Origin of the sequence: Micromonospora sp. NPDC005220 (assembly GCF_040607895.1) — a bacterium.
Lineage (GTDB): Bacteria > Actinomycetota > Actinomycetes > Mycobacteriales > Micromonosporaceae > Micromonospora.
On record NZ_JBEXHP010000002.1, the window covers coordinates 1 to 25,635 of the forward strand.

Here is a 25,635-nt window from a genome sequence, read left to right on the forward strand (position 1 = left end):
GCGCGGGGCGCGGGGCGCACGGCGCGGGGGTAGCGGGTTGCGGGGGTAGCGGGGCGTGGGTGCGCGGTGCGGGGTGCGGTGCGGGGTGCGTGCGCGGTGCGCGGTGCGGGGGGTAGTGGGGACGGTTGGCGGCCGGCGGGGCGGTGCGGGACACACGGCAGGGCCGGGCGGTGCCCGGTGTGGCGCGCGAGGGTTGGGCATGTCAGGTGACTCGAGGAGGGGATGCTCAGGCGTGGGCGGGCGCGGCGGTGGGGGACGCCGGGGCGGGCGTCGCTAGGCCGTCCTGCTCGGCGGTGAGCAGTCGGCGCAGGGAGAGCGCGACCAGTGAGGCGACCAGGCAGCCACCGACCACCGTCGCCACCCAGACCATGCCGTTGGCGGCGCCGATGAGCGGGCCGGCGGTCACCGGGCCGATCACACCGCTGATTCCGAAGATCATCGAACTCATCGCGTTGTACCGGCCGCGCAGCTCGTCGGTGGCCAGCGCGTTGGTCAGGGCGGGCATCACCGGGGACAGCATCGTCTCGCCGAAGCCGAAGATCGCGGAGCAGAGCACCACGCACAGGGCGGCCAGCACAGCGCTCTCGCCGCTGACCAGGCCGGCCGCGCCGAGCACCAGCCAGGCGGCGGCGAAGACCGCTCCCACCACGGCCAACGCCCGGGTGCGACTGCGACCTTCGATCCGGCGGATCACGAGCAGTTGGGCGAGCACGATCATTACGGTGTTGGCCGCGAGCGCCCAGGCCACGACCCGAGGGTTCACCTCGGCCACCCGCACCGCGTACGCGGCGAAGCCCACCTCCACCTGTGCGTACCCGCAGGTGGTGAGGATCAGCCCGAAGATCACCAGCCGCCGGAACGGGCGGTCACGGAGCACCGTCAGGTAGCCGCCGGGTGATGGCTCGTCGACGCCTCGACGTTTGCCGAGTCGGTGCCCGACGCCGGGCAGGGTGAGCAGGATCAGCGCCGGCATCAGGTAGGTCACCGCGTCCAGCAGGTAGATCGTCTGGAAGGTGCCGGGCCGGGCGGTGTCGACGATCGCGCCGGAGGTCATGCCGCCGATGCCGATGCCGAGGTTGAGCAGGGCGAAGTTCAGCCCGAAGACGCGTTGCCGCTCATCGTCGTCGGTCAACGACGCGAGGATGGTGTTCTGCCCGGACCAGATCGCCGAACTGCCGATGGCGATCACCGTCATCACCAGCAGGGCCGAACCGGTCGAGTGAACCAGCGCGAGTGAGCCGGTGCCGATCGCTTCGATCACCAGGCAGGGCACCACCACCCGGCGGGCGCCGATTCGGTCGATCAGCGTCCCGCCCAGCGGTGACAGGGCCAGGGTGACCACGCCGTACCAGCCGATCACGAGCCCGGCGCGGGTGTCGGTGAGGCCGCGTACGTCGGTCAGGTAGATGAAGAGGAACGGCAGGGTCAGACCGCGCCCGATCGCCGACAGCAGGGTGCCGATCAGGAGTCGGCGAGCTTCCGAACGGCGGGGCAGGGCGCGACGCAGCATGCCGGCATTCTGTTCGGTGGGTCTGACGCCGCGCGATCCGTTTTGGCCCGCCTCGCGGTCATCAGGACCGCCGAGTGACCAAGCCCACGTTGATCCACTCGCCGTGATCGCGGCCGGTCGGTGTCCGCCGGGTCTGCGATGCTGGCTCGATGACCGGCACCTGGCGACATCTGCCCGCTACCGCCCGCGCCATCGCGGTGACCGCCACGACGGCCGTCGCCGCAGCCCAGGCACGTGACGCTCGGGCGTACGACGAGGCGGTCGGCGGGCTCGCCGCGGATGAGCGTTCCGGCCTGGTGCTCGGCGCGGTGGTCCGGTTGTTGCTGGAGGAGAGCCATCCGGACGGGTTGACCGGCGACGACATCCGCCAGGTGCTGACCCGCTGCGTGCAGGGCGCGACGCGCTGGCGTCCGGACCTCGACCCGCACGTGGTGCTCGTCCTGCTGGCCGGCGCGTTGGGCGTGTACGACCCCGACGGCGACGAGTCTCCGCCGGACGCGTCAGCGCTGGCCCGACACGCCCCGCTGCTCGTGGCCGATCTGTTGGCGGTGACGGGCGCGCCGTTGGACGACTACCTGGCCGCCGCGTTCACCGAGATCGAACGCACCGAACGGCAGGACTGACAGCGCAACGTGCCCGAGGGCGGCCACCCGGTGGGATGGCCGCCCTCGTCGACGCGTCAGGCGGCGGAGGCGGCCACCTCGAAGGAGTACCAGTTGGCGTAGTAGCTGACCGTGCCGTCGTCGTGGCGGACCGGCACACTGTCAGGCGGAGGTGGTCGTCCGCTGGGCCACCACCTCCAGGTACTCCGCCGGAATTCGTACGGTGGCGTCGGTGGACCGGTTGCGCGACCGCGCCAACTCCACCAGGTCGGCGTGCAGCTGCGGTCGCTGTTCGGCGGGCATGGCCTCGAACGCCTTCAGCGTCGGCCCGTAGTTGGCCCGGAAGAAATCGGCGAACTCCTCCGGTGCGCCGAAACGGAAGACGAACTCGCGGCGTACCGCTCGCAGTTCGTCCACGGACTCGCCGAGCAACTCGCGGACCCGTACCTCGTCGCCCCACTGCACCGGCGGGCGAAGCCCTGCCGGTGGCGGTACGTGCCGCCCCACGGTGCGGAACAGCTCGCCGATGAACCCCTGGGGTGTCCACGATGCCAGCGCCAGCGTGCCGCCAGGGCGGCAGACCCGGACCAGCTCCGCCGCGGCCCGCTCCTGGTCCGGCGCGAACATCACGCCGACCACGGAGAGCACCGCGTCGAACGACCCGTCGTCGTACGCCAGGCGCTCCGCGTCGCCGGTCACGAACGTGACGGGCAGTCGCTCCGCCGCCGCCCGGGCGTGGCCCCGCTGCAACAGTTCGGGTACGTAGTCGACGCCGGTCACGACGCAGCCGCAGCGGGCGGCGGCGATGGCGGCGTTGCCGGTGCCGGTGGCGACGTCCAGCACCTGGGCGCCGGCCGACAGGTCCGCCGCCGCCACCAGCGACTCGGCGATGGGGTGGATGAGTGCGGCGACCGCGCCGTAGTCGCCGCTGGCCCAGGTCACCTGCTGGCGGGCCTTGACGGCGGTGAGATCGATCTCGATGGTCATCGGTGCTCCCCTCGAAGGGATCGTGTGTCACCGGTGACGCTAGAAAACGAGCGAGTGCCGGGGATCCGCAGAAACACCTATTTGACGGCACCGACCCCTGCTGACTGGGCCGATCGGGAAACGCCAGAGGGCACACCCACCAAGTGGATGTGCCCTCTTACCTCTGGTCGGGGTGGCCGGATTCGAACCGACGACCTCTTCGTCCCGAACGAAGCGCGCTACCAAGCTGCGCCACACCCCGAGGCGTGCCGACAAATAGTAGCCCACCCGCCCCGATGGTCAAACTCGGTACCCCCGCCGCTCGTCCCGCCCGGTGCAGCCAAGATCCGCACAACTTCCGGGATGTTGCTGCCTCACGACGCGCCGAGACAGCAACATCCCTGAAGGTGCGCGGATCTTGAAGCGGGCTGCGGGCCGCGGGACGCGAGCAGCGAGGGCGGCGGGGCGAATGCGGTCAGCGGGGAATGAGGGTGAGGATGCTGGCCTCCGGGGGGCAGGCGAAGCGGACCGGGGCGGTCGGGTGGGTGCCGAGGCCGGCGGAGACGTGCAGCCAGGAGTCCGAGCCCGGCCACCGGTGCAGACCCTGCGCCATCGAGCGGGGCAGACCGCAGTTGGTCACCAGCGCCCCGAAGCCCGGTACGCAGACCTGACCACCGTGGGTGTGCCCGGCCAGCAGCAGCCCGAAGCCGTCCGCCGCCATCTGGTCGAGCACCCGTGGCTCGGGTGAGTGGGTCAGCGCGATGGAGAGGTCCGCCGAGGAGGACACCGCGCCGGCCACGGAGGGGTAGTCGTCCCGTTCGATGTGCGGGTCGTCGACGCCGACCAGGTCGAGTTGTCGGCCGCCAGCCTTGAGCATGGTCCGGGCGTTGTTGAGGTCGGCCCAGCCGGCGCCGGTGAAGACCTGACGCAGCTCCTCGTAGGGCAGCTCGACGCCCTCGGTGTACTCACGGTCGGGCAGGAAGTAGGTGAAGGGGTTCTTCAACACCGGCCCGGTGTAGTCGTTGGAGCCGAAAACGAACGCCCCCGGGTAGTCCAGCAGCGGTTGCAGGGCCCGCAGCACCCCGGGCACCGCGCCGGGGTGCGCCATGTTGTCGCCGGTCACCACCACCAGGTCGGGGTCGAGGGCGGCCAGCGACGCCACCCAGCGCTGCTTGCGCGCCTGGTCGGGCATCATGTGCAGGTCCGACAGATGCAGTACGCGCAGCGGCTCCGCGTCGGCCGGGAGCACCGGCACGTCGTACCGCCGCAGGGTGAACATGTTGCGCTCGATGAGCGACGCGTACGCGAGGGTGGCCGCGCCGACCGTGGCGGTTCCGGCGGCGAGCCGGAATAGTGTGCGCTTTCGCATGGCGTTCAGGGTAGTTTGACCGTCCATGAGCACGCTGAAGGACCGCCTCACTGCCGACATGCGTTCCGCGCTCAAGGCGCGCGACGAGCTGACCACCTCCACGCTGCGGATGGCCCTGGCCGCCGTCGGCACCGCCGAGGTCGCCGGCAAGGCCAAGCGCGAGCTCACCGATGACGAGGTGCTCGCGGTGCTGACCAAGGAAGCCAAGAAGCGTCGGGAGGCGGCCACCGCCTTCGCCGACGCCGGCCGCGCCGAGCAGGCCGCGAAGGAGAGCGCCGAGGGTGAGGTGTTGGACCGCTACCTGCCCAGGCAGCTCTCGGACGCCGAGCTGACCGAGCTGGTGTCGGGGGCGCTCGCCGCGGGCGGCTTCACCGGTAAGGCCCAGATGGGCCCGGCGATGAAGGCAGCCCAGGCCGCGGTGGCGGGCCAGGCCGAGGGTGGCCGGGTGGCCGCCGAGGTACGCCGACAGCTCGGTCTCTGACCAGCGGGGTCAGCGGCGCGGCAGGACGCTTGTCGTAGCCGCTCGCCGGTCCGGACAGACGAAACGGGGCGGGCACCCGAGGAGGGTGCCCGCCCGTTGTGTGCTACTGGTCGGCTCAGCCGTTCGGACGGCCGTTGCCTGGTCGGCCGGGTGAATTGCCGGGCGGGTTGCCCGGATTGCCGTCGGTGTTGCCCGGCGTGCCGCCGCTGCCGCTGCTGACCTCGATGGTGACCAGGCCACCCTTGATCGTGCGTCCGTCCGGGCTGGTGCCGGCCGCGTCGCCCGCCTTGCAGGAGGACGGCACCCTCGCGCTGGAGACGACCGGCTCGAAGCCGGCGCCCTTGAGCCGGGACTTCGCCTGATCCACCGACACGCACTTCACGTCGGGGATGCTGCGCTGGTCACCCTGGGAGATCTTCTGGCCCGGCGCCTCGAAGTCGATCTTCGGTTTGCCCTTCATGGCGTCCCGCAGCGTCTCCCAGACCGGCGGGTTGATGCCGTCCTTCTCCCCGTGCTTCATTTTCACGTTGGTCTGCGGCCAGTCCGGGTCGGCCATGATGCCGGCGACCGCGTACTGCTTGGTCATCGCGACCAGGGCGGCGGTCTTTTCCGAGTCGGTGGTACCGGACTTGCCGGCCACCGGGTAGCCGACGTCGTCGCGCACGTTGCCGGCGGTGGCCCCGGCGCACTTCGAGGACGACGACCTGTCACCGACCGGGCAGCGGGCGGCGTCCACGGCGGCGCGGGCCACGTCGGTGCTGAACCGCTTCTCGCACCGTGGGTTGGCGATGTCCAGCTTGTTGCCCTCCGGGTCGCGGATCTCCTGCACCGGGATCGGTTCGCAGTACTTGCCGTCGGCGGCCAGGGTGGCGTAGGCGTTGGCCAGGTCCAGCGGGGTGGTCTGTGAGACGCCCAGGGTGAAGGCGCCCCACTGGTGCGCACCCTTCTCCAGGTCCAGGTCTTCCTGGGCCCGGAAGTTGATGCCCAGCCGCTTGGCGGCCTTGACCACGTTCTCGGCGCCGACCTGCTGTTGCAGCGGCACGAAGAAGGTGTTCACCGACCGGCCGAACGCGCTCCACATGTTGTGGACGCCGGCCATGCTCTCGGTCGAGTTGGTGGGGCAGTAGAAGCTGGTCCCCGGGCAGGCCGCCGGGCCGGGCCGGATGATGTATTCCGACTTGAACTGCTTCGGCGCGTTGATGGTGTAACTGAGCGGGATGCCCTTCTCCAGCGCCGCGACGATGGTGAATATCTTGAACGTCGACCCGGCCTGGTAACCGGTGATGCCGTCCCCACCGGTGAGCAGCGGGTTGACCGTCGCCGGGTAGTTGCCCCGGATCTTCTTCCTGCTCTTCGCCGGATCGCTGGAGAGCTTGTTCTTCGGGTTCTTCGGGTCGTCCAGCTTGAACTGCCGGTTGACCGCGAGCGCCCGGACCCGACCGGTGCCCGGCTCGACCACCGCGACCATGGCCGCTTCCTTGCTGTTCACGCTCTTGGCCTTGCGGACCGCCTTGTCCGCGGCGCGCTGCGCCTGGACGTCGATCGTGGTCACCACGTTGTAGCCGCCGCTCTTCAGCCGGCGCTCACGGTCGTACCTGGTCGAGCCGAACGTCTCCTGATCCATCCACCAGCGGTAGAAGTAGTCGCAGAAGAAGCCCCACTCGTTGACGTTCGCGGCGACGCAGCCGTTCGGAGTGCGCTTGTCCTTCACCACCAGCTTGACCGCCTTGGCGGCGTCCGCCTCCTGCTGGGTGATGGCCTTGATGTCGACCATGTTCTGGATGACGTAGTCGCGCCGATCCAGTGCGAGCGGGTAACCCGCCTCGGTGGTCGGATCGTTCGTCGTCGGCGCCTTGACCATGCCGGCCAGCAACGCCGCTTCCTCGATCTTCAGCTTGCTCGGCGGCTTACCGAAGTAGACCTGGCTGGCGGCGAAGATGCCGTACGCGCCGTTGCCGAACGAGGCGAGGTTGAGGTAGCGGGTGAGGATCTCGTCCTTGGAGAATTCCTTGTCGACCTGGAGGGCCAGCCGCATCTCGCGGAGCTTGCGGGCGCTGGTGTCCTCGGTCGCCGCGACGACGTCCGCCGGGTGGGTGGCCGAGTAGGCGATGGCCAGCCGGACGTACTGCATGGTCAGCGTCGAGGCGCCCTGCCGACCGGAGCCTTCGCTCTGGTTGTTGACGAACGCGCGGGCGACACCGTTGATGTCGACGCCGTTGTGCTTGTAGAAGTCATGGTCCTCGGCCGCGATGATGGCCTTCTGCATGTACGGCGAGATGTCGGGGAGCTTCACGTCCCGTCGGTTCTCGTCGTACATCGTCGCGAGCGGTGTCTTGCCGTCCGAGGCCAGCAGGTAGCTGATCTGTGGCGCGCGGGCCACCGTCAGCTCCGTGGGCAGGGCACCGAATGTCTCGGCGCCGGCCTTCGCGGCCAGGCCGGACATCGCTACCGCGGGGAAGGCCGCCGCAGCGACCACCACGCCGGCCAGCAGGCCACACACGGCTAGCGATGCGGCGTTGGTCAGCACATTGTGGTCACGTTTCCGCATCCAGGTCACCTCGACAGGGTACGCGAGTAGGGAACGAGGGGCGCTGGGGCGTTCTTTCCCCATTTCCTGCGCGCGCTGCCCTCGTTGTGCTAAACGCACGACCCCCGGTGCTTGGTTGCGTGTGACCTGGCATGAGTCTCCTCCGATTCAGTGAGGCGGGGCAGCGTTATCGCTGACCTCGGCGGGGTAACCGGCGGTCGAAGGCCCGGGAAGCCGGGAGTGTCCGGAATGATGGATTTAGCCGACAACGTTGCGTAATCAGTCGACTACAGAGCATGATGAGGGCGGCGACAGCGCCACATGTCGTCCGCGCCGCCTTGGGGAAGGCAGGCCGGGCGATCGGGGGGAATTGCCGGCTGGCGTGCATCGACGAGGTCGGTAGGTACTGCAAGGGGGGACGTGTACACATGGGCATGATCACTGACTGGCCGTCACTGGCGGCATGTCAGAACGGGGACCCGGACGCGTTGTTCGTACAGGGCGCCGAACAGAACGTGGCGAAGCGGATCTGCCGGAGCTGCCCAGTTCGGTACGAGTGCCTGGCCGACGCGCTGGACAACCGGATCGAGTTCGGTGTGTGGGGCGGCATGACCGAACGCGAACGGCGGGCGCTACTGCGTCGTCACCCGCAGGTGACGAGCTGGCGCAAGATGTTCGAGGCCGCGATGAAGAAGAACAGCAAGGACAAGGCCGGCAAGGACAAGATTCTTGTCAGCGCGGCCAACTGACGCGGTCACGGCCGGCTGATCGCCGCGCCGATCGTCCGTAGCCCGTCGACGTCGTGCACGTCGGCGGGCTGCGCCGTAACCGAAACCGCCGGCACGGCCGGGAACGCCTCGGTGAAGCGCGCGGCGACCTGCTGCTCGCGTACCGCCTGGCGAGCCAGCGTCGCGTGCGCCCGCAGCACGTCGGCGGTGGCCTCGTGCCCACCCAGCTCGGTCAGCCGCTCGGCGGCTGTCCGGCTCTGCTCGGCGTCCAGCTGCGGGACCGCCGGGCGGTGCACCCGGTTGAGCACCAGGCCGGCCAGCGGCATCCGCTCGTCCCGCAGTCGGCCGGCGAAGTAGGCGGCCTCCCGGACCGCGTCCGGCTCCGGCGCCGCGACCAGCAGAAAGGCCGTCTCCCGCGCCTGCAGGATGCGGTACGTCTGCTCGGCGCGCTGCCGGAAACCACCGAACATCGAATCCAGTGCCGCCACGAAGCCGGACAGGTCGGTGAGCAGTTGCGCGCCGAGCACCTTCTGCACCACCTTCGAGAACATCCCGAACGAGGCCGTGACCAGGCTGAACATGCTCCGGCCGCCGGTGCGCGCGGGGGCCAGCAGCAGGCGCAGCATCCGGCCGTCGAGGAAGCGGGAGAGTCGGGCCGGCGCGTCCAGGAAGTCGAGTGCCGACCGGGACGGCGGCGTGTCCACCACGATCAGGTCCCATTCGCCCCGGGCGTGCAGCTGGCCCAGCTTCTCCATCGCCATGTATTCCTGCGTGCCGGCGAAGGTCGAGCTCATCGCCTGGTAGAACGGGTTCGCGAAGATCTCCGCGGCCTTCGCCGGGTCGGTGTGCTGCAACACCACGTCGTCGAAGGTGCGCTTCATGTCCAGCATCATGGCGTGCAACTCGCCGCCGCTGCTCTCGACGTCGATCCCCTTGACCTGGCGAGGGGTGTTGTCCAGCTCGGTCAGGCCCAGCGACTGGGCCAGCCGGCGGGCCGGGTCGATGGTGAGCACCACAGTGCGCCGACCGTGCTGCTCGGCAGCCCGCAGCGCCAGCGCCGCGGCGGTGGTCGTCTTCCCCACTCCGCCGGCACCGCAGCACACGACGATCCGCACGCCCGGGTCGGCGAGGATCTGGTCGACGTCCAGCTGCGGCGCCGCGTCTTCGGAAGGCACCAATCGAGCGTATCGGGCCGGCGGGTCCGCGCGCCCGTGCTGCGCTCAGGTGTGAGTCATTCGGCGCGGACGAGGGCCTGGGCCAGCGTCGTGAGCCCGGCCCGATCCACCCCGTCGGGCAGCAACGGCAGCTCGATCATCGGCAGCCCCAGCTCCACCAGGTCGGCGCGGAGCGAATCCTCCAGCTCGCGTCGGATGAGCTGGTCACGTGCCTCGTTGTGCAGCCCGGCCACGATGTCCCGATCGGCCGGCAGCCCGGCGGCGACCAGCCCGCGCTGCAACTCCGCGGCGGTGACCACCGGCCCGGCGAGCAGTGGAGGTCGGACACCGTTGACGAGCACCTTGCCGATGCCGAAGCCGAGGGCGGTCAGGTCGGCGATCGCGTCGACCGTCTCCTGGATCGGCATCTCCTCCAGCAGCGTGACCACGTGCACCGCGGTCATCGGGGAGCGCAGCAACGCGGCGACCCCCTCGCTCTGGGTCTTGATCGGGCCCACCTTGGCCAGCCGGGCGGTCTCCGCCGTCACGTTGAGGAACCGGCCGATCCGCCCGGTCGGCGGGGCGTCCAGCACCACCGCGTCGTACGCGCGCCGCTGCCCGATGGTGCGGGTGGTGGCCTCCTTCACCTTGCCGGTGAGCAGGACATCGCGCAGACCGGGCGCGATGGTGGTGGCGAAGTCGATGGCCCCGAGCTTGCGGAGCGCCCGGCCCGCCGCGCCCAGTTTGTAGAACATGTCCAGGTACTCGAGCAGCGCCTCCTCGGCGTCCACCGCGAGTGCGCGCACCTCACCGCCGTCCGGCGCGTCGGCGAGGTGCCGCTCCTCGTAGGGCAGCGGGTCGATGCCGAACAGCTGGGCGATGCCCTGCCGCCCCTCGACCTCGACCAGCAGGGTGCGCCGGCCACCAGCGGCGAGCGCGAGGGCCAACGCGGCCGCCACGCTGGTCTTACCGGTGCCGCCCTTGCCGGTCACCACGTGGAGACGGGCGGGCCATCCGGTTCCGGCCGGGTCGATCGGACGCTCAGCTGCACACACCCGTCGAGCCTATCCAGGCTGGGCGGTCACGCGACCTCGCAGACCCACCAACCCGTCTTCTGCACCACAGTGAAGCGCAACTCCTGGTCGGCCACCTTCTCGTCGGCGGTGGTCATGGTGAGCCGGGTGGAGACGGTGGCCCGATCCCCGGTCTGGTTGTCCACCTTCGGGGTGGTCCACCGGAAGCGCGGGTTCTGGTAGGTGGAGGCGTACTTCTCCACCTCGGCCACCTTCGCGGCGATCTTGTCGTCGTCACGGGAGGCGGCGCAGACGCGAGTGGCCGCCTTGGTCGCGTCGCGATCCTTGTAGACCGCGGTGAGGAACTCGTCGACGGCGACCGTCGGCTCCTTGGCGCCCTCGCCGGTCTCGGCATTGCGCAGGGTCAGGAAGGCCACCACCCCGCCGCCCACGCAGAGCACCATGATCACGACCAGGGCGATCGCGGCGATCAGCAGGCCGCGCTTCTTCTTCGGCCCGGCCGTGCCCGGGTAGGGCGGGTAGGCCGGCGGGGGTGGGGGGATCGACGAGGGATTCGGGGTGCCCGGCGGTGTCGGTGCGGCGGCCGAGGTGGGGCCGCCGGGTCCTTCCGGCTGCCCGCTGGGCTGCCCGGAGAAGGCTGGCTGCCCGGCAAAGGCCGGTGCGGTCGGGTCGGCGGGGAGCGCCGGCTGGGCGGGGGATGCCGGGAGGGCGAGCTGCCCGGGCGGCGCGGCGGGGGTTGGTTGACTGGGGATGGCTGGCGTGCGGGGCTGACCGGCGGGATCCGGGTGGGCCGGCGGGTGAGCGGGTGTGCCGGCCTGGTCGCCGCTGGGCGGGTGGGTCATGTCGTTCCCCCAGGGGTGCGGCGCCCGCCGCCACCCCTGGCGCCGAGCGTGATCGAGCGGGCGGCCGGGCGCTGCGCGACCGTCCGACCGGAAGGGTAGCGGTCGATGACCGGATCGTGTCTCCGCGGCCGTGCCGCACCGCTCCAGCGATCCGCTGGTGGTACCCGGCTCGAATTGGGTGTCGGGCCCCCGACCTGCGGTGTGTCGCATATATGACTGTTAGTGGCCTCTTGTGCGCGTCCTGTTGGCGGGACTGCGGCCGCAGACCTACCTTCGTCCCGTGCGGGGGCCGGAACGGACGAATGGGTCCGGGCCGGAAGTATGGTCCGAGAGGTACGACCGGAGGCAGTGCATGCGCGACGCGGAGAACATCCCTCGCACCCAGTTCCCGACGAACGACCGGCCCCGCCGGCCCGGGTCCCTGGTCGAGGCCGGCGGGCAGGTCACCAACCAGCCGATCAACGAACGGTCGTACCGCCGGATGCCGGACCAGACGGAGGCGGCCCGGGTGCCGAGCCCGCCCGCCGAGCGGACCCGCGACGACGACGAGCCGGGCTTCGTGATCCACCTGCCGATCCGGGTTTCGAATCTGGCGGCGGCGACGGTGCTGGCCAGTCGGGTCGCGGTGTCCCTGGGCTTCCTGCCCGAGTTGGACGCCGGCGAGACCACCGTGTCCAACGCCGATGATCAGAACAACCGCCACCGGGTCTTCTGTGACCTGCTGCTGCCCGACCGGTCCCGCTGCCCCCAGAGGTACGAACACGAAGGTCGCTGCGGGGAGTTGCCGGCCGCGCCGGAGCAGCGTCCCGTACCTCGCCCGGCCAGCGGACCGTAGGCTGTCCCTCGAACAATTCCGCACCGAGAGGGAGCCCTTCAGCGATGCAGAAGTGGGAATACTCCACGGTCCCGCTGCTGGTCCACGCGACCAAGCAGATCCTCGACAACTGGGGCGAGGACGGGTGGGAGCTCGTCGCCGTGGTCCCCGGCCCGAATCCGGATCAGCTGGTCGCCTACCTGAAGCGGCCGAAGGCGTGAGTGCGGCGAAGCGGAGCTCCGCGGTCGCGAACAACGGGGTGGCGCAGTGAGCAACGGTCCGCACGCGAAGCTCGCCGAGCTGGGTCTCGAACTGCCCGAGGTCGTGCCGCCGGTGGCCAGCTACGTCCCGGCCGTGCAGTCCGGGCAGCACGTGTACGTGTCCGGCCAGTTGCCGATGGCCGAGGGCAAGCTGCTCGCCACCGGCAAGGTCGGCGCCGGGATCTCCGCCGAGCAGGCGAAGGATCTGGCCCAGCGGTGCGCGCTCAACGCGCTGGCCGCGGTCGACTCGCTGGTCGGCTTGGAGAACGTGGTCAAGGTGGTCAAGGTGACCGGGTTCGTGGCCTCCGCGCCCGGCTTCACCGGTCAACCCGCCGTGATCAACGGCGCCTCCGATCTCCTCGGCACCGTCTTCGGCGAGGCCGGCCGGCACGCCCGCAGCGCGGTGGGCGTGGCAGAGCTGCCCCTGGACGCCCCGGTGGAGATCGAACTGATCGTCGAGGTCGCCTGACCCAGCCCTGACCACCCCCGCGATCTTGCACTTCCTGTCGCGACGAATGCCGTGAAGCGGTATGAATCAGCAGCAGCAAGTGCAAGATCGTGGGGTGTGGCGGGCGGGGTCGTACGATCGCAGCCATGAGCGGGCACGTGACGGGGGCGGTGGCGGCGCTTGCCGACGAACTGCCCCGCTGGGTTTCCCTGCTGCGTGCGCCGAACCCCGGGCCGATGACCCTCGACGGCACCAACACCTGGGTGCTGCGCGCCCCGGCAGCCGAGCACGCCATCGTGGTCGACCCGGGGCCGGCGGACGAGGGGCATTTGACCCGGATCGCCGAGCACGGGCCGGTCGGGCTGATCCTGATCACCCATGGCCACCCCGACCACACCGAGGGCGCCGCCCGGCTGAGCGAGCTGCTCGGCGGGGTGCCCGTCCTCGCGGTCGACCCGGCGCACACCATCGGTGCCGCGCCGCTGACCGAGTCGGGCGAGCGTCTCGGTGACTTCGGCCTGGCGATCCGCCTGCTGGCCACGCCGGGGCACACCGCCGACTCGGTCTGCTTCCTGGTCGAGCACGACGGCGAGAGCGTGGTGCTGACCGGGGACACCATCCTCGGCCGGGGCACCACCGTGGTCGCCCACCCCGACGGGCACCTCGGTGACTACCTGAGCAGCCTGGAGCTGCTGTCCGCGTACCGGAGAATCCCGGCGCTGCCCGGGCACGGCCCGGCGCTGGCCGACTGCGCCGCCGCCGCCGACTTCTACCTCGCCCACCGCCGGGCCCGGCTGGACCAGGTCCGGGTGGCGGTCGCCGCCGGCGCCCACACCCCCGCCGACGTGGTGGCGACGGTCTACGCGGACGTGGACCGCTCGCTCTGGTGGGCGGCCGAGTGGTCGGTCCGTGCCCAGCTGGAGTATCTGGGCGTCGGCACCGGGGAATCCGCGCCCGGGGTCAGTGGGTTGGAGCACACGTGACCTGCCCCGTGTGTGGAACCGTTGCCGTTCCCGGCGCGCGGTTCTGCCACAACTGTGGCGCCGCGCTGCCGGCCGCCGCCACGTTGCCGGCGGCCGAGCGCCGGGTGGTGACTGTGCTCTTCGGTGACCTCTCCGAGTTCACCTCCTGGTCGGAGGACCTCGACCCGGAACGGGTCGGCGCGGTCACCGACCGGGTGCTGGCCGCCCTCGCCGGCGCGGTGAAGACGTTCGGCGGGCACGTCGACAAGCTGACCGGTGACGGCATCATGGCGGTCTTCGGCGCCCCGGTGGCGCACGAGGACGACGCCGAACGCGCTGTCCGGGCCGCCCTGTCCATGCAGCGGGCCGTCCGCCGGGTGCTCGACGACGAGCGGGGCGGCGGCGCGCCGCTCGGGCTGCGGGTCGGGCTGAACACCGGCGACGTCATCGCGGGCATCCAGGCGGCCATCGAGTACACGGTCATCGGCGACACGGTGAACACCGCGGCCCGGCTCGCCGACGCCGCCGCCGTCGGGGCCGTCTACGCCGGTGCCCGCACCGCCGCCGCCACCAGGCACGTCTCCTCCTGGCGAGCGCTGCGTCCGCTGCGGCTCAAGGGCAAACGTGAGCCGGTCGAGGCGTACGAGCTGCTGGGTCTGCTGGACGCGCCGGGCACCCGGTCGGGGCTCGGCGACGAGGCGCCGTACGTCGGCCGGGAGACGGAGATCGGCCGGGTCGCCGGCCGGCTCGCCGAGGTGATCGACCAGGGTGACCCACGGGTGCTGCTGATGACCGCCGAGGCGGGCATCGGCAAGTCCCGGTTCGCCGCCGAGGTGGAGCGCCTCGCCGCCGGGTACGACGTCGGCTCTGGCCGGTACGCGGCGCACACCGGGGCCCGGGTGCTCTCGGTGCGCTGTGCCGCGTTCGGGGAGCGGCGACGGCTCGCACCCCTGGCCGACCTGGTGCGGGCCGCTGTCGGTCTGCCCAGCGACGCGTCCACCGCGTTGGCCCGTCCGGCGGTGGAGGAGCGGCTGCGCCGGCTCGGGCAGCGGCTCGCCCGCTCGGCTGCGGAGACCGCGCCGATCGCCACCGAGCAGCTGCTCGCCCTGCTCGGCTACGCCGAACTGCCGGCACACGGTGGCACCGACAGCGGCGAGTGGGGCGGATCGGGCACGCCGGCCGCGGATGCCGAGGTGGTGCCGAACGCGGTCGCCGACCTGCTCAGCGGACTCGCCTCGGAGGCGCCGCTGGTGATCGTGGTGGACGACCTGCACGATGCCACCGCCGAGACGATCAGCGCCCTCGGGTTGACCCTGTCCAGGCTCAGCGGCCCGGTGCTGGCGCTGCTGCTCGGCCGCCCCGAGTTGGTGCGTACCGCTGGCGCGCTGACCCGGGTCGCGGACGCCGAGGTGCACTCGCTGCCGCCGCTGCGCGGCGCCGACGCGGCCCGGCTGCTCACCAGTTACCTCGGCGGTGGCAAGCTGCCGCAGGCCGACGCCGACCGGTTGCTCGCCACCGCGCAGGGCAATCCGTTCTACCTGGCCGAGTTGGTCACCCTGCTGATCGAGCGGGGGGCGCTCACCACGGAATCGGTCCGTGCTGGCGGTGCCGCCGCGGAACGGCCCGGCTCCGGCGAGCGGGAGCAGGGCGGGTCGACCAGTTGGCGGTTGGTGCCGGGTTCGCTGGGCAGCCGGCTGCTCTCCCGGGACCTCGCCGCCGTGCTGGCGGCCCGCATCGACGCGCTGCCGCCGGACGCCCGGTCGGTGCTGCGCGACGCGGCGGTCACCGGTGACACGGTGCCGACCGGCGCGCTGGAGGCGATGCGGGAGCAGCGCGGCGGGCGCGACGGCCGGCCGTCGGCCGTGGTCGCCGTCGAACTCGACCGGGCGGTCGAGGAGTTGCTGCAACGCCGGATGCTGCACCGATCGCGTACCGGCTACTCGTTCGCGACACCGCTCATGCGGGAGGCCGCGTACGCCGGGGTGAGCAAGGCCGAGTTGGCCGAGCGGCACGCCGCGCTGGCCCGCTGGGCGGCGCCGACCCACGAGGCCACCGCCAGCACGGTGGGCGGCTTCACCGCCGAGGCCCGGGACGACTTCGTGGCGACGCACGTCGAGCGGGCCGCCAGGCTCGCCGACGCGGTGAAGCTGCGTCCGGACGCGGCTGCCCGCGCGGTGGTTCCGCTCGGCATCGCCGCGCTCGGTCGAGCCGCCCGCCGGTCGCTCTCCGCCGGTGAGCCGGCAATGGCCGTCGAGTACGCCGAGCGCGCCACCGAACTGGCCCGCGACGGTGTGCCGGCAGCCGATCAGGTGGTGCACGCCCGGGCGTTGCTCCAGGTCGGCCGGGTCTCCGACGCGTTGGCGTACGCCGAGAAGATCGCCGCGAACGCGGGCGACGAGGCCACCCGGGTCAGTGCTCTGCTGCTGGCGGGGCAGGCCCAGGAGACCCTCGGCGATCAGGGCCGGGCGGTGACCGCCTGGCAGGAGGCGTTGCAGGTGGCCACCGAGGGCCGGCTGCCCACCCAGCGTGCCACCGCGATGCGCCGGCTCGGCATGGCCGACTTCGTGGCCGGGCGGCTGAGCCAGGCGAGCAGCCGGTTGGCGGCCGCGTACCAGGTCAGCCTGAGCGCGCAGGACCGGCGCGGGCAGGCGTGGTCGTTGCAGAACCTGGCCTGGGTGACCACCACCCGGGGTGACTTCGCCGGCACCGATGCGGTGCTCGGCCGGGCCGCCCGGCTCTTCGCCGAGCTGAAGGACCCGTACGGGCGGGCCTGGCTGCGCGGCACCACGGCGTTCGCCCGGCTGCTCGCCGGCCGACTGCGCGAGGCGTGTCGGATGGCGCAGGTGTTCCTGCCGTTCGGCGAGCGGGTCGGTGAGGCGTGGGCGGTGGGCACGTTGCGTGCGGTGGCGGCGTTCGCCACTGCCGAGCTGGGTGACCTGGCCGAGGCGGACCGGGAGGCCCGGCGGGCGTACCGGGAGTTCGCCGCCGCCTCCGACGACTGGGGGCGCGGGTTCGCCCTGGTGGTCCGGGCGGTGGTGGCGCGCGGGTTGGGCGAGCCGGAGCACGCGGCGGACCTGCTCACCGACGCCCTGGCGTACGCGGAGCGCACCTCGCATCCGCTGCTCACCGGGATGGCCGGGACACTGCGCGGCTTCGTCGCGTTGGACATGGGTGACTGTGAGACGGCCGAGCGGATGGCCCGCGGGGTGCTGACCGCTGTGGAGCCGCACAACCCGCAGGCCCCGGCGCAGGTGGCGCCCCGGGTGTTGCTGGCGACGGCCCGGCTCGCCGCCGGTGACTCGGCGACCGCGGTCGGGCTGCTCGCCCCGGTGGCGACGGCCGCCGCGAACGCGCCCTCGCTGCTCTTCTCCCGCCGCCAGACGATGGCGCAGTACGCTGCGGCGCTGCTCGCGCACGGTCAGCGGGAGCAGGCGTTGGACTGGGCTCGCCGAGCGGTCACCGCTCCGGCCGAGGACGTGCGCAGCCAGGTGATCGCGGCGAGGGTGCTGGCCGAGGCGTTGGCCGCCTGCGAGCGCCCGGAGGAGGCGCTGTCCTGTGCGCGGGAGGCGGTCCGCCTGGCGTACGCGACCGAGCAGCGCAGCGAACGAGCCGCAGCCGACGCCCTGCACACCCGCCTGACCGCCCTGCTCTAACCGCGCCACCCCCCTGCCGTTGATCATGAAGTTATTGCCCTGCGCGTCGGCGTGTCGTGGCAATAACTTCATGATCAGCAGGTCTGGGTGGGGGTGGGTCGGGGGTGGGGGGTTGGGGGGCAGGTTTTGGCGGTTCTGGGGATGTGGTGGTCGGGGTGAGCGGCTAGCGTGTCACCACCGCGTACGGGTCCACAGTGGTGACCGTCGCCGTGCCTGGGGAGGCCCTTCATGAAGCTGCCGCGATCCATCGCGGGCTGGACCATCGCGGTCTTCGGCGTGTTGGCGCTGGTGATGGGCGCGGTGGGGCTGCTCTGGCCGGAGGCGCAGCTGCGCATGCTCGGGTTCGAGGTGCCGGCGACCCGGGCCGTCGGTGACCACACCGGGACGTTCCTGCTGGCGTCCTCGATGGCGGCCTTCAACATGGGCGTCTACTACCTGCTCGCCACGGTGACCGAGTGGCGGGTGTTCTACCGGTTCACCGTGGTCTTCCGGCTGGTCACGTTCACCGTGTTCACCATCGCGGTGCTGGCCGACATCGCGCCCGACCGGTTCTTCGGGGTGGCGGCGTGGGAAGGGCTGGGAGCCGTGGCCACCGCCATCGGTCTGTGGCTGGATGCCCGTCGGGGCATCCCGGCCGGTGGGGTCGGATCGTCCGAGGGTGCCGGGACGGCTGCGGTCGCCGAGGAGGGTACCGGTCCCGCCGGTGCGGCTCCGACGGACGCGGTGCGCTGAGCCATCGGTCGGGTTGGGTATTTTCGAGCGGTGACCGACAACCCGACCGGCGGCCCACCAGTGCCGATCGTGCCCGGCCTGACTGATTTGCGGGTCTTTGCCCGGGGCGGGTACGCGACCGTCTACCAGGCCACCCAGATCTCGGTGGGTCGCGAGGTCGCCGTCAAGGTGGAGAACCGGACGCTGGACAGCGAGCGCGATCAGGCCCGCTTCCTGCGCGAGGCGCGGGCGGCCGGCCGGATGTCGTCACACCCGCACGTGGTGGACCTCTTCGACGTGGGGGTCACCGTCGATCAGCACCCCTACCTGATCATGGAGCTCTGCGACGGCTCGTACGCGGAACGGATGCGCACCTCGCCGCTGGGCCCGGTGGAGGCCCGCGACCTCGGCATCAAGATCGCGGACGCGCTGGCCCACTCGCACGCCGCCGGGGTGCTGCACCGGGACGTGAAACCGGCCAACATCCTGTACTCGCACTTCAACTCGGCGGTGCTGGCCGACTTCGGGCTCGCCGTCCTCGCCGAACACCGGGACGCCTCGGTCACCCTGGAGGTGCTCACTCCGGCGTACGCGCCGCCGGAGATGTTCAGCCACAGCCCGCCGTCGCCGGCCGTCGACGTGTACGCGCTCTGCGCCACCCTCTACGCGGTGATGCACGGTCGGCCGCCGCGCTGGCAGTCCGAGCGCAACCCGAGCCTGGTCACCGTGCTGGAGATGTTCAACCAGCCGCTCCCCGCCCTACCCGGGGTGCCGGACGAGCTGATCGACGTGCTGCGCGCCGGCATGGCCAACGACCCGGCCGAACGTCCCTCCGCCCTGGAGTTGCACGACCTGCTCGCCAACCTGCCACTCGGCTCGCCGGCGGCACCGGTCAGCGGCGCTCCGGTCAGCGGTGCCGCGACGCTCTCCGGCCCGTACGCGGCCAGCCAGCCGGTGCCCCGCCCGCCCATCGAGGACACCCAGCGAACGGTGCCCGTCGGGCAACGTTGGCGGCGCTGGCTCTTCGGCGGCGCCGGGGTGCTGGCGCTCGCCGCCTCCGCGACCGCCGGGGCCTGGGTCGCCGACCGGGCGCCACCACCCACCCCGTACCCGTCGGCGACCCAGATCGCCGCGCCGGCGACCGGTCCGCTGCCCGGCTGTGCGACCGGCAGCGGTGCGCCCACCGCGCTGCCCGAGGGTGCCCGGTGCCTGCCCGAGCTGGAGTGCTTCGGCCCGGTGCGGATCCGCGGCAGTCGCGCCGAGGCGGCTCGGCTGTCCTGCGCCGGCCGACACACCTGGGAGACGTACGCCGAGGGCATCCTGCCGGTGTCGCTGGTCGGTGCCGACTACGACGAGGTGGTCGCCGCTGAGCCGGTACGCCAGGTGTGCAGCGCCACCACGTTCCGGCTGACCACTGGCATCGCCGAGGCGACCGGCTGGCACCTGGAGGTGCTGCCACCTGTCGACGGCAGCATCGACCGGACCTACCGGTGTCTGGCGGGGCGCGGCGTGGACGCGCTCACCGCGCCCACGCTCACCGGCCGCTGAGCCCGTTCGACCCGCGTCGACGGTCACGCACCGCACGCAGCGCGTCCCGGCTGTCCAGCGCGTCGAGGGTGTCCGCGTCGATCCCGTACGGCATCAGCTCGGGCGGCCCGAAGGCTGCCGACCGGTCCGCCGGCTCCGGATCGTCGACCTGACGAGCGGCGGAGACCGCGACCCCGGTGACCATGGTCATCAGCACGCAGAGCAGCGCGAGAACCACGCCGAGGAGATCCTGTCGGCGCCACACGAGCAGTATGACCAGCGGCGCAAGGGCTCCCAGCGCAGCGAGCACCGCCATTGTGCGGGCATCGGGTCTGGACAGTCGGCTCACCCGTCCAGCATGTCGCGACGAGGCCCGCTGTCAACCGCAGAGCCGGCCGCCGCGCCGATTGACGTCGATTCGAGCGACCCGTCCGGCGTGGCCCACAGCACCCACACGGGTTGGACAAGAACGGCTACTCTCGGTGTCCCGCAGGCTCTTCCGGCAGCGAGGTCGCCATGAACTCAGGCAGTTCGTCGTCCCGGCTCCGCTCGATCGCGTCGACGCTGGCGGTCGCTCTCACTCTCGTGCTCGCCGCCGCCGCCGGCTGCGACAGCCGGGAGGAGCCGGCCCTGCCCTCCGTGCAGGAGAAGATGCGCGAGACACACATCTACGGTCAGTCGAAGCTTCGGATCGGGGTCGCCACCAACGAGCCGCTGATGGGGGAGCTGCGGAACGGCCAGCACGTCGGGTTCGACGTCGAGATCGCCCGGTACATCGCGGCCTCCCTCGGCTACGAGGGGGACCAGCGGCTGGAGTTCGTGTCGGTCGCGACCGAGGACCGCATCCCGTCGCTGCAGGGCGGCACCGTCGACCTCGTGGTGTCCAGCTTTTCCATCACGGAGGACCGTAAGAAGCTGGTCAGCTTCGCCGGGCCGTACTTCGTCACCACGCAGGAGGTGATGGTGCCGGTCCGGCTGAAGGACAAGGTCCGCACCATTGAGGATCTGCGCGACCCGGCGTACAAGGTCTGCACCAGCGGCGGCTCCACCACCGAGGCGGAGTTGGAGAAGCACCAGGTCAGGACATTCGTGGTCAAGGACGTCGGGGACTGCGTCGACGGCATCCGTAAGGGCCGGTACGACGCGGTCAGCTCCGACGAGTCGATCCTTGCCGGTTTCCTGGCCAGTTTCCCCAAGGAGTTCGAGATCGTGGACATGCCGTTCGGCACCAGCGAGTTGCTGGGCATCGGCGTGCCGATCGGCGACCCTGCGCTGCGCGACCTGGTCGCTTATTTTCTGCAGAAGAGCTACGAACAGGGCCGGGACGGCGACGCGAGCCCCTGGCAGACCGCGTACAACCGGACCCTGGGCCCGTGGCTGAAGGCCGAGAAGCGCCAGCCGCAGCCGCTGGAGGTGCCGAAGCTCGTCGACTTCGACGACAAGGCGCCCGCGAAGTGAGCACGACGTCGACCGCCACCGGTGGCGACGGGCCGGTCCCGCCGCCCCGCACGTCCGCGTCCGGCGCCGCCGCCGACTCGCCGACATTCGACGGTACGGCCCCAGCGCCGCCGGTCCTGGTCGGCCCGGCGGCCGACGCGGGAGGTGACGTCGCCTGGCCAGCCGGCGTGCCGGTCGCCGAACCGACCGCGCCGGTCGTCGCCGACGTCGAGCCCGGTCGGGTCCGCTGGGATCCGGCCGAGAGGCGCGCTCGGGCCAGCCAGTCGTTCTGGACGGCCTTGGTGGGCGTACCGGCGATCTTCTCGGTGCTCCGCCTCGGTGTGGAGGCCGGCGGGGAGCTCCAGACCACGCTGCTGCTGGTGGCCAACGTCGGGCCGGTCAACCTGCTCGCCGGTTTCCTGACCACGGCGGCCCGGCTGCTCTCCGCCGGCCTGGTGGCCGTCTTCGCGCTCGGCGCGGTGCTGGCCGTCAGCGCGGATCGACTTCCGCCGGGCAGCCGGCGCCGCCCGCTCTTCGCCCGCTGGGCCGACATCACCCCGGCCTGGGTGGTGCTGGCGAGCTTCCTGCTCGCCCTGATCACCTGGCCGTTGCTCTACCTTCCGCTGCTGTTGCCGGCGTTCGTGGCCGCGTTCCAGCTGCGCCCCGGGCGGCTGCACGACCGGGTCGTGCCCCGGCTGCTGCTGATCGGCGCGCTGCTCGCCGGGTACGGCTGGCTGATGCTGCCGACCCTTCGCGCGGCGGTGCAGCAGGGCGATGAGTCGCTGGTGCTGGCGCTCATCGTGGTGCCTCCGCTGCTGGCTCTGTTCATCGCGGGGCCGCTGCCGGGCATGGTGATCCGGCCGCTGGCGTCGGTGACCGAGGTGGCGGTGCTGGCCACCCTGGTCTGGGCCGCGGTGCCGGTGATCAGCACACCGGTGTTGCCGCTGACCGTCACCACTGTTGGCCCGGAGAGTGGGCCCACCGAGGACGTACGCGGGCACGTGGTCACCACCGACGACGTCAACATGGTGATCCTTCAGGAGAAGGGCGGCGTCCGGTACGTCCCGGTCGGGCTGGTCCGCGCGCAGGTGCTCTGCCCGAGCGAGGAGGAGCTACCCCGCCACCAACTGCGCATTCACGACTTTCACGTCGAGGACTCACTGTTGGAGGGCATGGGTCGTCGGGTCCGACCGGTCCACCGCATCGACGCCGCCTGCCGTACCCCGGCCTGAGCGCCGTCACCGGCACCTCGCCTGCACCTGATCGACTCGGATTTCAGGAAATCGGGGTATTGCTGGCCCTCGAACACCCCGGAATCAAGAAAGCCGAGTCGATCATGGAGCGCGGCCCGAGCGCGGCAGGCGGGCCGGCGGGCCGGGCGTCAGTACGACTTGTCCTGGCCGAGGACGTGTTGGGCCACGAAGTTGAGGATCATCTCCCGGCTGACCGGGGCGATCCGGCCGGCCCGGACCGCGCCGAGCAGGGTCGCCACCCCGTACTCGGTGGTCATGCCGGCCCCGCCGAGCACCTGGACGGCGGTGTCCACGGCGAGCGCGGCGGCCTCCCCGGCCGCGTACTTGGCCATGTTGCCGGACACGCCGGCCTCCAGGTCGCGGCCCGCGTCGTACAGGGTGGCCGCCTTCTGGATCATGAGGCGGGCCAGCTCCACCTGCACCGCCGCGTGCGCCAGCGGATGCGACACCCCCTGGTGGGAGCCGATGCTCCGACCACCCCAGACCTTGCGGGTGGCGGTGTACTCACTGGCCCGCTCGATGGCGTACCGGCCGGTGCCGGCGCCCATCGCGGCCACCGTGATCCGCTCCGGGTTGAGCCCGGCGAAGAGCGCCGGCAGCCCGGCGTCCAGCGACTCACCGAGCAGCGCGTCTGCGGGCACCCGCACGTCGTCCAGGTAGAGCAGGAACTGGTTCTCCGGGGACACGATCTCCATGTCCAGCTTGGACCAGGTAAGCCCGGCGGCGTCGGTCGGCACCAGGAACAGCGCCGGCTTCAGCTTGCCGGTGGAGGAATCCTCGGTACGGGCCACCACCAGCACATGACCGGCCTCGTCGACCCCGGAGATGTAGCACTTGCGGCCGTTCAGCACCCAGTCGTCGCCGTCGCGCCGGGCCACCGTGCCGAGCCGGTGGAAGTTGGAACCGGCCTCCGGCTCGGTGATCGCGAAGACGATCTTCTGCGAGCCGTCGGCGAGGCCGGGAAGGTGCCGCTTGCGCTGCTCCTCGGTGCCGTGCCGGTTGAGCACGGTCGCCGCGATGGCGGGCGAGACCACCAGCAGCAGCAGCGGGCAACCCGCGGCGGCCAGCTCCTCACAGACGATGGCCAGCTCGGTGATGCCGCCGCCTCCGCCGCCGTACTCGGTGGGGATGTTGACCCCCAGGTAGCCGAGCCGTCCCGCCTCGGCCCACAGCTCGGTGGTGTGTTCCCCCGATTTCGCCTTCTCGACGAAGTAGGAGTGACCGTAGCGACGGCCCAACGCCCGCACGGCGTCGCGGAGCTGGTCCTGCTCGGGGGTGAGGTCGAAGGTCATCGGGGGTCCTCCTCGGGGTTCGACGGCTCCAGGTCGTGCCGCGGCGCAGTCGAGTCGTCGACAACGGCCAACACGGCGCCGGTCTGCACCTGACCGCCGGTCGGCACCGGCAGCTCGGCGACCACGCCGTCGATCGGGGCGAGCACGGGATGTTCCAGCTTCATCGCTTCCAGCGTGAGCAGCGGATCGCCGGCCGAGACCCGCTGACCGACCTCGACGTGCACCCGAGTCACCACGCCGGGCAGCGGCGCGAGCAGCGACCCGGCCGCCACCGCCGTGGTGGGCAGCGGGAGGCGCGGCAGCTCGACCAGGCTCGCCGCCCCGTCCGGGCCGTCCACGAAGACAGCCGACCCCACCCGGTGTACGCGGTACCCGCGCCGAACCCCGTCGACGTCGAGCACCACCCGGTCCGGGGTGGCCTCGACCAACTCGACGGCCGGCCGCTCGGCGCGGTCATCAACGGCACCGGGTTGGCCGGTGGAGTGGCGCTCGTCGGCGTCGTGCTCGGCGGACCACTCGGCGAGCCGGCCGGTGCGGTCGAGCCGGTAGCGGACCTCGATCTCACCGTCCGGGCCGGCGAAGCGGGTGACCTGCGGAACGGCCGGCACGTTGCGCCAGCCGGAGGGGAGGCCGGAAAGCACAGGTGCGGTCGCCCGTCGGTGCGCGGCAGCCGCCAGCGCGGCGGCGAGAGCGGTGAGCGGGACCTGGTCGTTGGGGAGCAGCGGGTCGAAGACCTCCGGGTGCCGATCCAGGAAGCCGGTGTCGATCTCCACGGCGGCGAACGCGGGGCTGCGCAGCACCCGGACCAGCAGGTCCCGGTTGGTGGTCACCCCGTGCAACTCGGCCCGGAACAGCGCGCTGGCCAGCAGCCGGGACGCCTCGGCGCGGGTACGACCCCAGACGATCAGCTTCGCGAGCATCGAGTCGTAGTGCACCCCGACCACCGAGCCGGCCACCACACCCGAGTCGAGTCGCAGACCCGACCCGGCCAGCCCACCGAACTCGCTCGCCACCGCGCCAACGCTGAACCGGTGCAGCGTCCCGGTGGCCGGCCGCCAACCCGCCGCCGCGTCCTCGGCGCAGAGGCGTACCTCGATCGCGTGCCCGCCGCTCGCCGGCAGGACCGCCGGCAGCGGCTCACCCTCGGCGATGAGCAGTTGCCACCCCACCAGGTCCAGACCTGTGCACAACTCGGTGACCGGGTGCTCGACCTGGAGCCGGGTGTTCATCTCCAGGAAGAAGAACTCGCCGCCCGGAGCGAGCAGGAACTCCACAGTGCCCGCGCCCAGGTAGTCGACCGCGCGCCCGGCGGCTACCGCCGCCTCGTGCAACGCCGTCCGCACCCCCTCGGGAACGACCGCCGGCGCCTCCTCGACGATCTTCTGGTGTCGCCGCTGGATCGAACACTCCCGATCACCGAGGGCCACCACCCGGCCGTGCGCGTCACCGAAGATCTGCACCTCGACGTGGCGACCCCGCTCGACGTACCGCTCGATGAAGACAGTGCCGTCGCCGAACGCGGCGGCCGCCTCCCGGCTGGCGCTGGCGACGGCCTCGGCCAGTTCGTCGGCGTCGCGCACGATCCGCATGCCCCGGCCACCACCGCCGGCCGACGCCTTGACCAGCACCGGGAAGTCGGTGACCTGGCCGGCGTCGGTCCAGCTCGGCAGCATCGGCACGCCCGCCTCGGCGAGCAGCGCCTTCGCTGCCAGCTTGTCGCCCATCGCGGCGATCACCTTGGCCGGCGGCCCGACCCAGGTCAGGCCGGCGTCAGTCACCGCCGCCGCGAACTCGGCGTTCTCGGCGAGGAACCCGTAACCCGGGTGGACGGCGTCCGCGCCGCTGCGCCGGGCCGCGTCCAGGATGAGATCCACCCGCAGGTACGTCTCGGCCGGCGTGGCGCCCGGCAGCCGGACCGCCTGGTCGGCCTCGGCGACGAACGGCGCGTCGGCGTCCGGGTCCGAGTGCACGGCGACGGTCTGCACGCCCATCGCTCGGCAGGTGGCGAAGACCCGACGGGCGATCTCGCCCCGGTTGGCCACGAGCAGTCGGTTGATCATTGGCG

The 25,635-nt window shown here is 71.8% G+C and carries 21 protein-coding genes, 1 tRNA gene and 1 pseudogene; 12 read left to right on the forward strand and 11 right to left on the reverse strand.

Features of this window, described 5'->3' with window-relative positions; genetic code table 11:
- Positions 1-226: 226 nt before the first annotated feature.
- Positions 227-1,510, reverse strand: a complete 1,284-nt coding sequence (locus ABZU52_RS01000; RefSeq protein ID WP_354969055.1) for an MFS transporter — start codon at positions 1,508-1,510, stop codon at positions 227-229.
- 149 nt (positions 1,511-1,659) lie between these two features.
- On the opposite strand from ABZU52_RS01000, the gene ABZU52_RS01005 reads away from it, so the two are divergent.
- Positions 1,660-2,133, forward strand: a complete 474-nt coding sequence (locus tag ABZU52_RS01005) for a hypothetical protein (protein WP_354969056.1) — start codon at positions 1,660-1,662, stop codon at positions 2,131-2,133.
- Positions 2,134-2,274: 141 nt separating this feature from the next.
- Here ABZU52_RS01005 and ABZU52_RS01010 read toward each other — a convergent pair whose 3' ends face one another.
- From ABZU52_RS01010 to ABZU52_RS01020, 3 genes are all read right to left on the reverse strand, one after another.
- Positions 2,275-3,099 carry a class I SAM-dependent methyltransferase gene (locus tag ABZU52_RS01010; RefSeq protein WP_354969057.1) on the reverse strand — a complete coding sequence of 275 codons (825 nt, stop codon included), beginning with the start codon at positions 3,097-3,099 and terminating at the stop codon, positions 2,275-2,277.
- Positions 3,100-3,263: 164 nt separating this feature from the next.
- Positions 3,264-3,340, reverse strand: a tRNA-Pro gene (locus ABZU52_RS01015).
- A 213-nt stretch (positions 3,341-3,553) separates the two neighbouring features.
- Positions 3,554-4,447 (reverse strand): metallophosphoesterase, encoded by an 894-nt coding sequence (locus tag ABZU52_RS01020; protein ID WP_354969058.1) that lies wholly within the window; start codon positions 4,445-4,447, stop codon positions 3,554-3,556.
- Between the two features lie 25 nt (positions 4,448-4,472).
- On the opposite strand from ABZU52_RS01020, the gene ABZU52_RS01025 reads away from it, so the two are divergent.
- Positions 4,473-4,928 (forward strand): GatB/YqeY domain-containing protein, encoded by a 456-nt coding sequence (locus tag ABZU52_RS01025; protein WP_354969059.1) that lies wholly within the window; start codon positions 4,473-4,475, stop codon positions 4,926-4,928.
- A gap of 115 nt (positions 4,929-5,043) precedes the next feature.
- On the opposite strand, the gene ABZU52_RS01030 is transcribed toward ABZU52_RS01025, so the two are convergent.
- Complete coding sequence (locus ABZU52_RS01030) at positions 5,044-7,476, reverse strand: transglycosylase domain-containing protein (protein WP_354969060.1); 2,433 nt, start codon at positions 7,474-7,476, stop codon at positions 5,044-5,046.
- 407 nt (positions 7,477-7,883) lie between these two features.
- Between ABZU52_RS01030 and ABZU52_RS01035 the strand changes: the two genes are divergently transcribed.
- On the forward strand, positions 7,884-8,204 hold the full coding sequence (locus tag ABZU52_RS01035; protein ID WP_030328078.1) for a WhiB family transcriptional regulator: 321 nt from the start codon (positions 7,884-7,886) through the stop codon (positions 8,202-8,204).
- A gap of 5 nt (positions 8,205-8,209) precedes the next feature.
- Here the strand turns inward: ABZU52_RS01035 and ABZU52_RS01040 are convergent, their stop codons facing one another.
- The 3 genes and pseudogenes from ABZU52_RS01040 to ABZU52_RS01050 form a co-directional block, all read right to left on the reverse strand.
- Positions 8,210-9,361: an ArsA-related P-loop ATPase gene (locus ABZU52_RS01040; RefSeq protein ID WP_354969061.1), complete on the reverse strand. Its 1,152-nt coding sequence runs from the start codon at positions 9,359-9,361 to the stop codon at positions 8,210-8,212.
- Between the two features lie 53 nt (positions 9,362-9,414).
- Entirely contained in the window at positions 9,415-10,392 is a 978-nt protein-coding gene (locus ABZU52_RS01045) for an ArsA-related P-loop ATPase (protein WP_354969062.1), read from the reverse strand.
- A 26-nt stretch (positions 10,393-10,418) separates the two neighbouring features.
- Positions 10,419-11,015: pseudogene (locus ABZU52_RS01050) on the reverse strand (hypothetical protein); the annotation flags it as partial.
- 550 nt (positions 11,016-11,565) lie between these two features.
- Between ABZU52_RS01050 and ABZU52_RS01055 the strand changes: the two are divergent.
- The 7 genes from ABZU52_RS01055 to ABZU52_RS01085 all read left to right on the forward strand — a co-directional run bounded on the left by ABZU52_RS01055 (position 11,566) and on the right by ABZU52_RS01085 (position 19,609).
- Complete coding sequence (locus ABZU52_RS01055) at positions 11,566-12,048, forward strand: hypothetical protein (protein ID WP_354969063.1); 483 nt, start codon at positions 11,566-11,568, stop codon at positions 12,046-12,048.
- A 44-nt stretch (positions 12,049-12,092) separates the two neighbouring features.
- Entirely contained in the window at positions 12,093-12,248 is a 156-nt protein-coding gene (locus tag ABZU52_RS01060) for a DUF4177 domain-containing protein (protein ID WP_007466198.1), read from the forward strand.
- 46 nt (positions 12,249-12,294) lie between these two features.
- A complete protein-coding gene (locus ABZU52_RS01065) occupies positions 12,295-12,756 on the forward strand; it encodes a RidA family protein (RefSeq protein WP_354969064.1) in 462 nt (153 codons plus the stop codon).
- 125 nt (positions 12,757-12,881) lie between these two features.
- Positions 12,882-13,718, forward strand: a complete 837-nt coding sequence (locus ABZU52_RS01070) for an MBL fold metallo-hydrolase (RefSeq protein WP_354969065.1) — start codon at positions 12,882-12,884, stop codon at positions 13,716-13,718.
- Positions 13,715-17,350 carry an adenylate/guanylate cyclase domain-containing protein gene (locus tag ABZU52_RS01075; RefSeq protein ID WP_354969066.1) on the forward strand — a complete coding sequence of 1,212 codons (3,636 nt, stop codon included), beginning with the start codon at positions 13,715-13,717 and terminating at the stop codon, positions 17,348-17,350. The genes ABZU52_RS01070 and ABZU52_RS01075 overlap by 4 nt, the downstream gene beginning before the upstream one ends.
- A gap of 228 nt (positions 17,351-17,578) precedes the next feature.
- Complete coding sequence (locus ABZU52_RS01080) at positions 17,579-18,082, forward strand: hypothetical protein (protein WP_354969067.1); 504 nt, start codon at positions 17,579-17,581, stop codon at positions 18,080-18,082.
- Positions 18,083-18,112: 30 nt separating this feature from the next.
- Positions 18,113-19,609: a serine/threonine-protein kinase gene (locus tag ABZU52_RS01085; protein WP_354969068.1), complete on the forward strand. Its 1,497-nt coding sequence runs from the start codon at positions 18,113-18,115 to the stop codon at positions 19,607-19,609.
- On the opposite strand, the gene ABZU52_RS01090 is transcribed toward ABZU52_RS01085, so the two are convergent.
- Positions 19,596-19,937: a hypothetical protein gene (locus ABZU52_RS01090; RefSeq protein ID WP_354969069.1), complete on the reverse strand. Its 342-nt coding sequence runs from the start codon at positions 19,935-19,937 to the stop codon at positions 19,596-19,598. The genes ABZU52_RS01085 and ABZU52_RS01090 overlap by 14 nt on opposite strands.
- A gap of 167 nt (positions 19,938-20,104) precedes the next feature.
- On the opposite strand from ABZU52_RS01090, the gene ABZU52_RS01095 reads away from it, so the two are divergent.
- Entirely contained in the window at positions 20,105-21,046 is a 942-nt protein-coding gene (locus ABZU52_RS01095; protein ID WP_354969070.1) for a transporter substrate-binding domain-containing protein, read from the forward strand.
- On the forward strand, positions 21,043-22,257 hold the full coding sequence (locus tag ABZU52_RS01100) for a hypothetical protein (RefSeq protein WP_354969071.1): 1,215 nt from the start codon (positions 21,043-21,045) through the stop codon (positions 22,255-22,257). The genes ABZU52_RS01095 and ABZU52_RS01100 overlap by 4 nt, the downstream gene beginning before the upstream one ends.
- Before the next feature lie 149 nt (positions 22,258-22,406).
- Here the strand turns inward: ABZU52_RS01100 and ABZU52_RS01105 are convergent, their stop codons facing one another.
- Entirely contained in the window at positions 22,407-23,570 is a 1,164-nt protein-coding gene (locus tag ABZU52_RS01105; RefSeq protein WP_354969072.1) for an acyl-CoA dehydrogenase, read from the reverse strand.
- Positions 23,567-25,630, reverse strand: coding sequence for a biotin carboxylase N-terminal domain-containing protein (locus ABZU52_RS01110; RefSeq protein ID WP_354969073.1), 2,064 nt, complete (start codon positions 25,628-25,630; stop codon positions 23,567-23,569). Before ABZU52_RS01110 ends, ABZU52_RS01105 begins: the two co-directional genes overlap by 4 nt.
- Positions 25,631-25,635 lie beyond the last annotated feature (5 nt).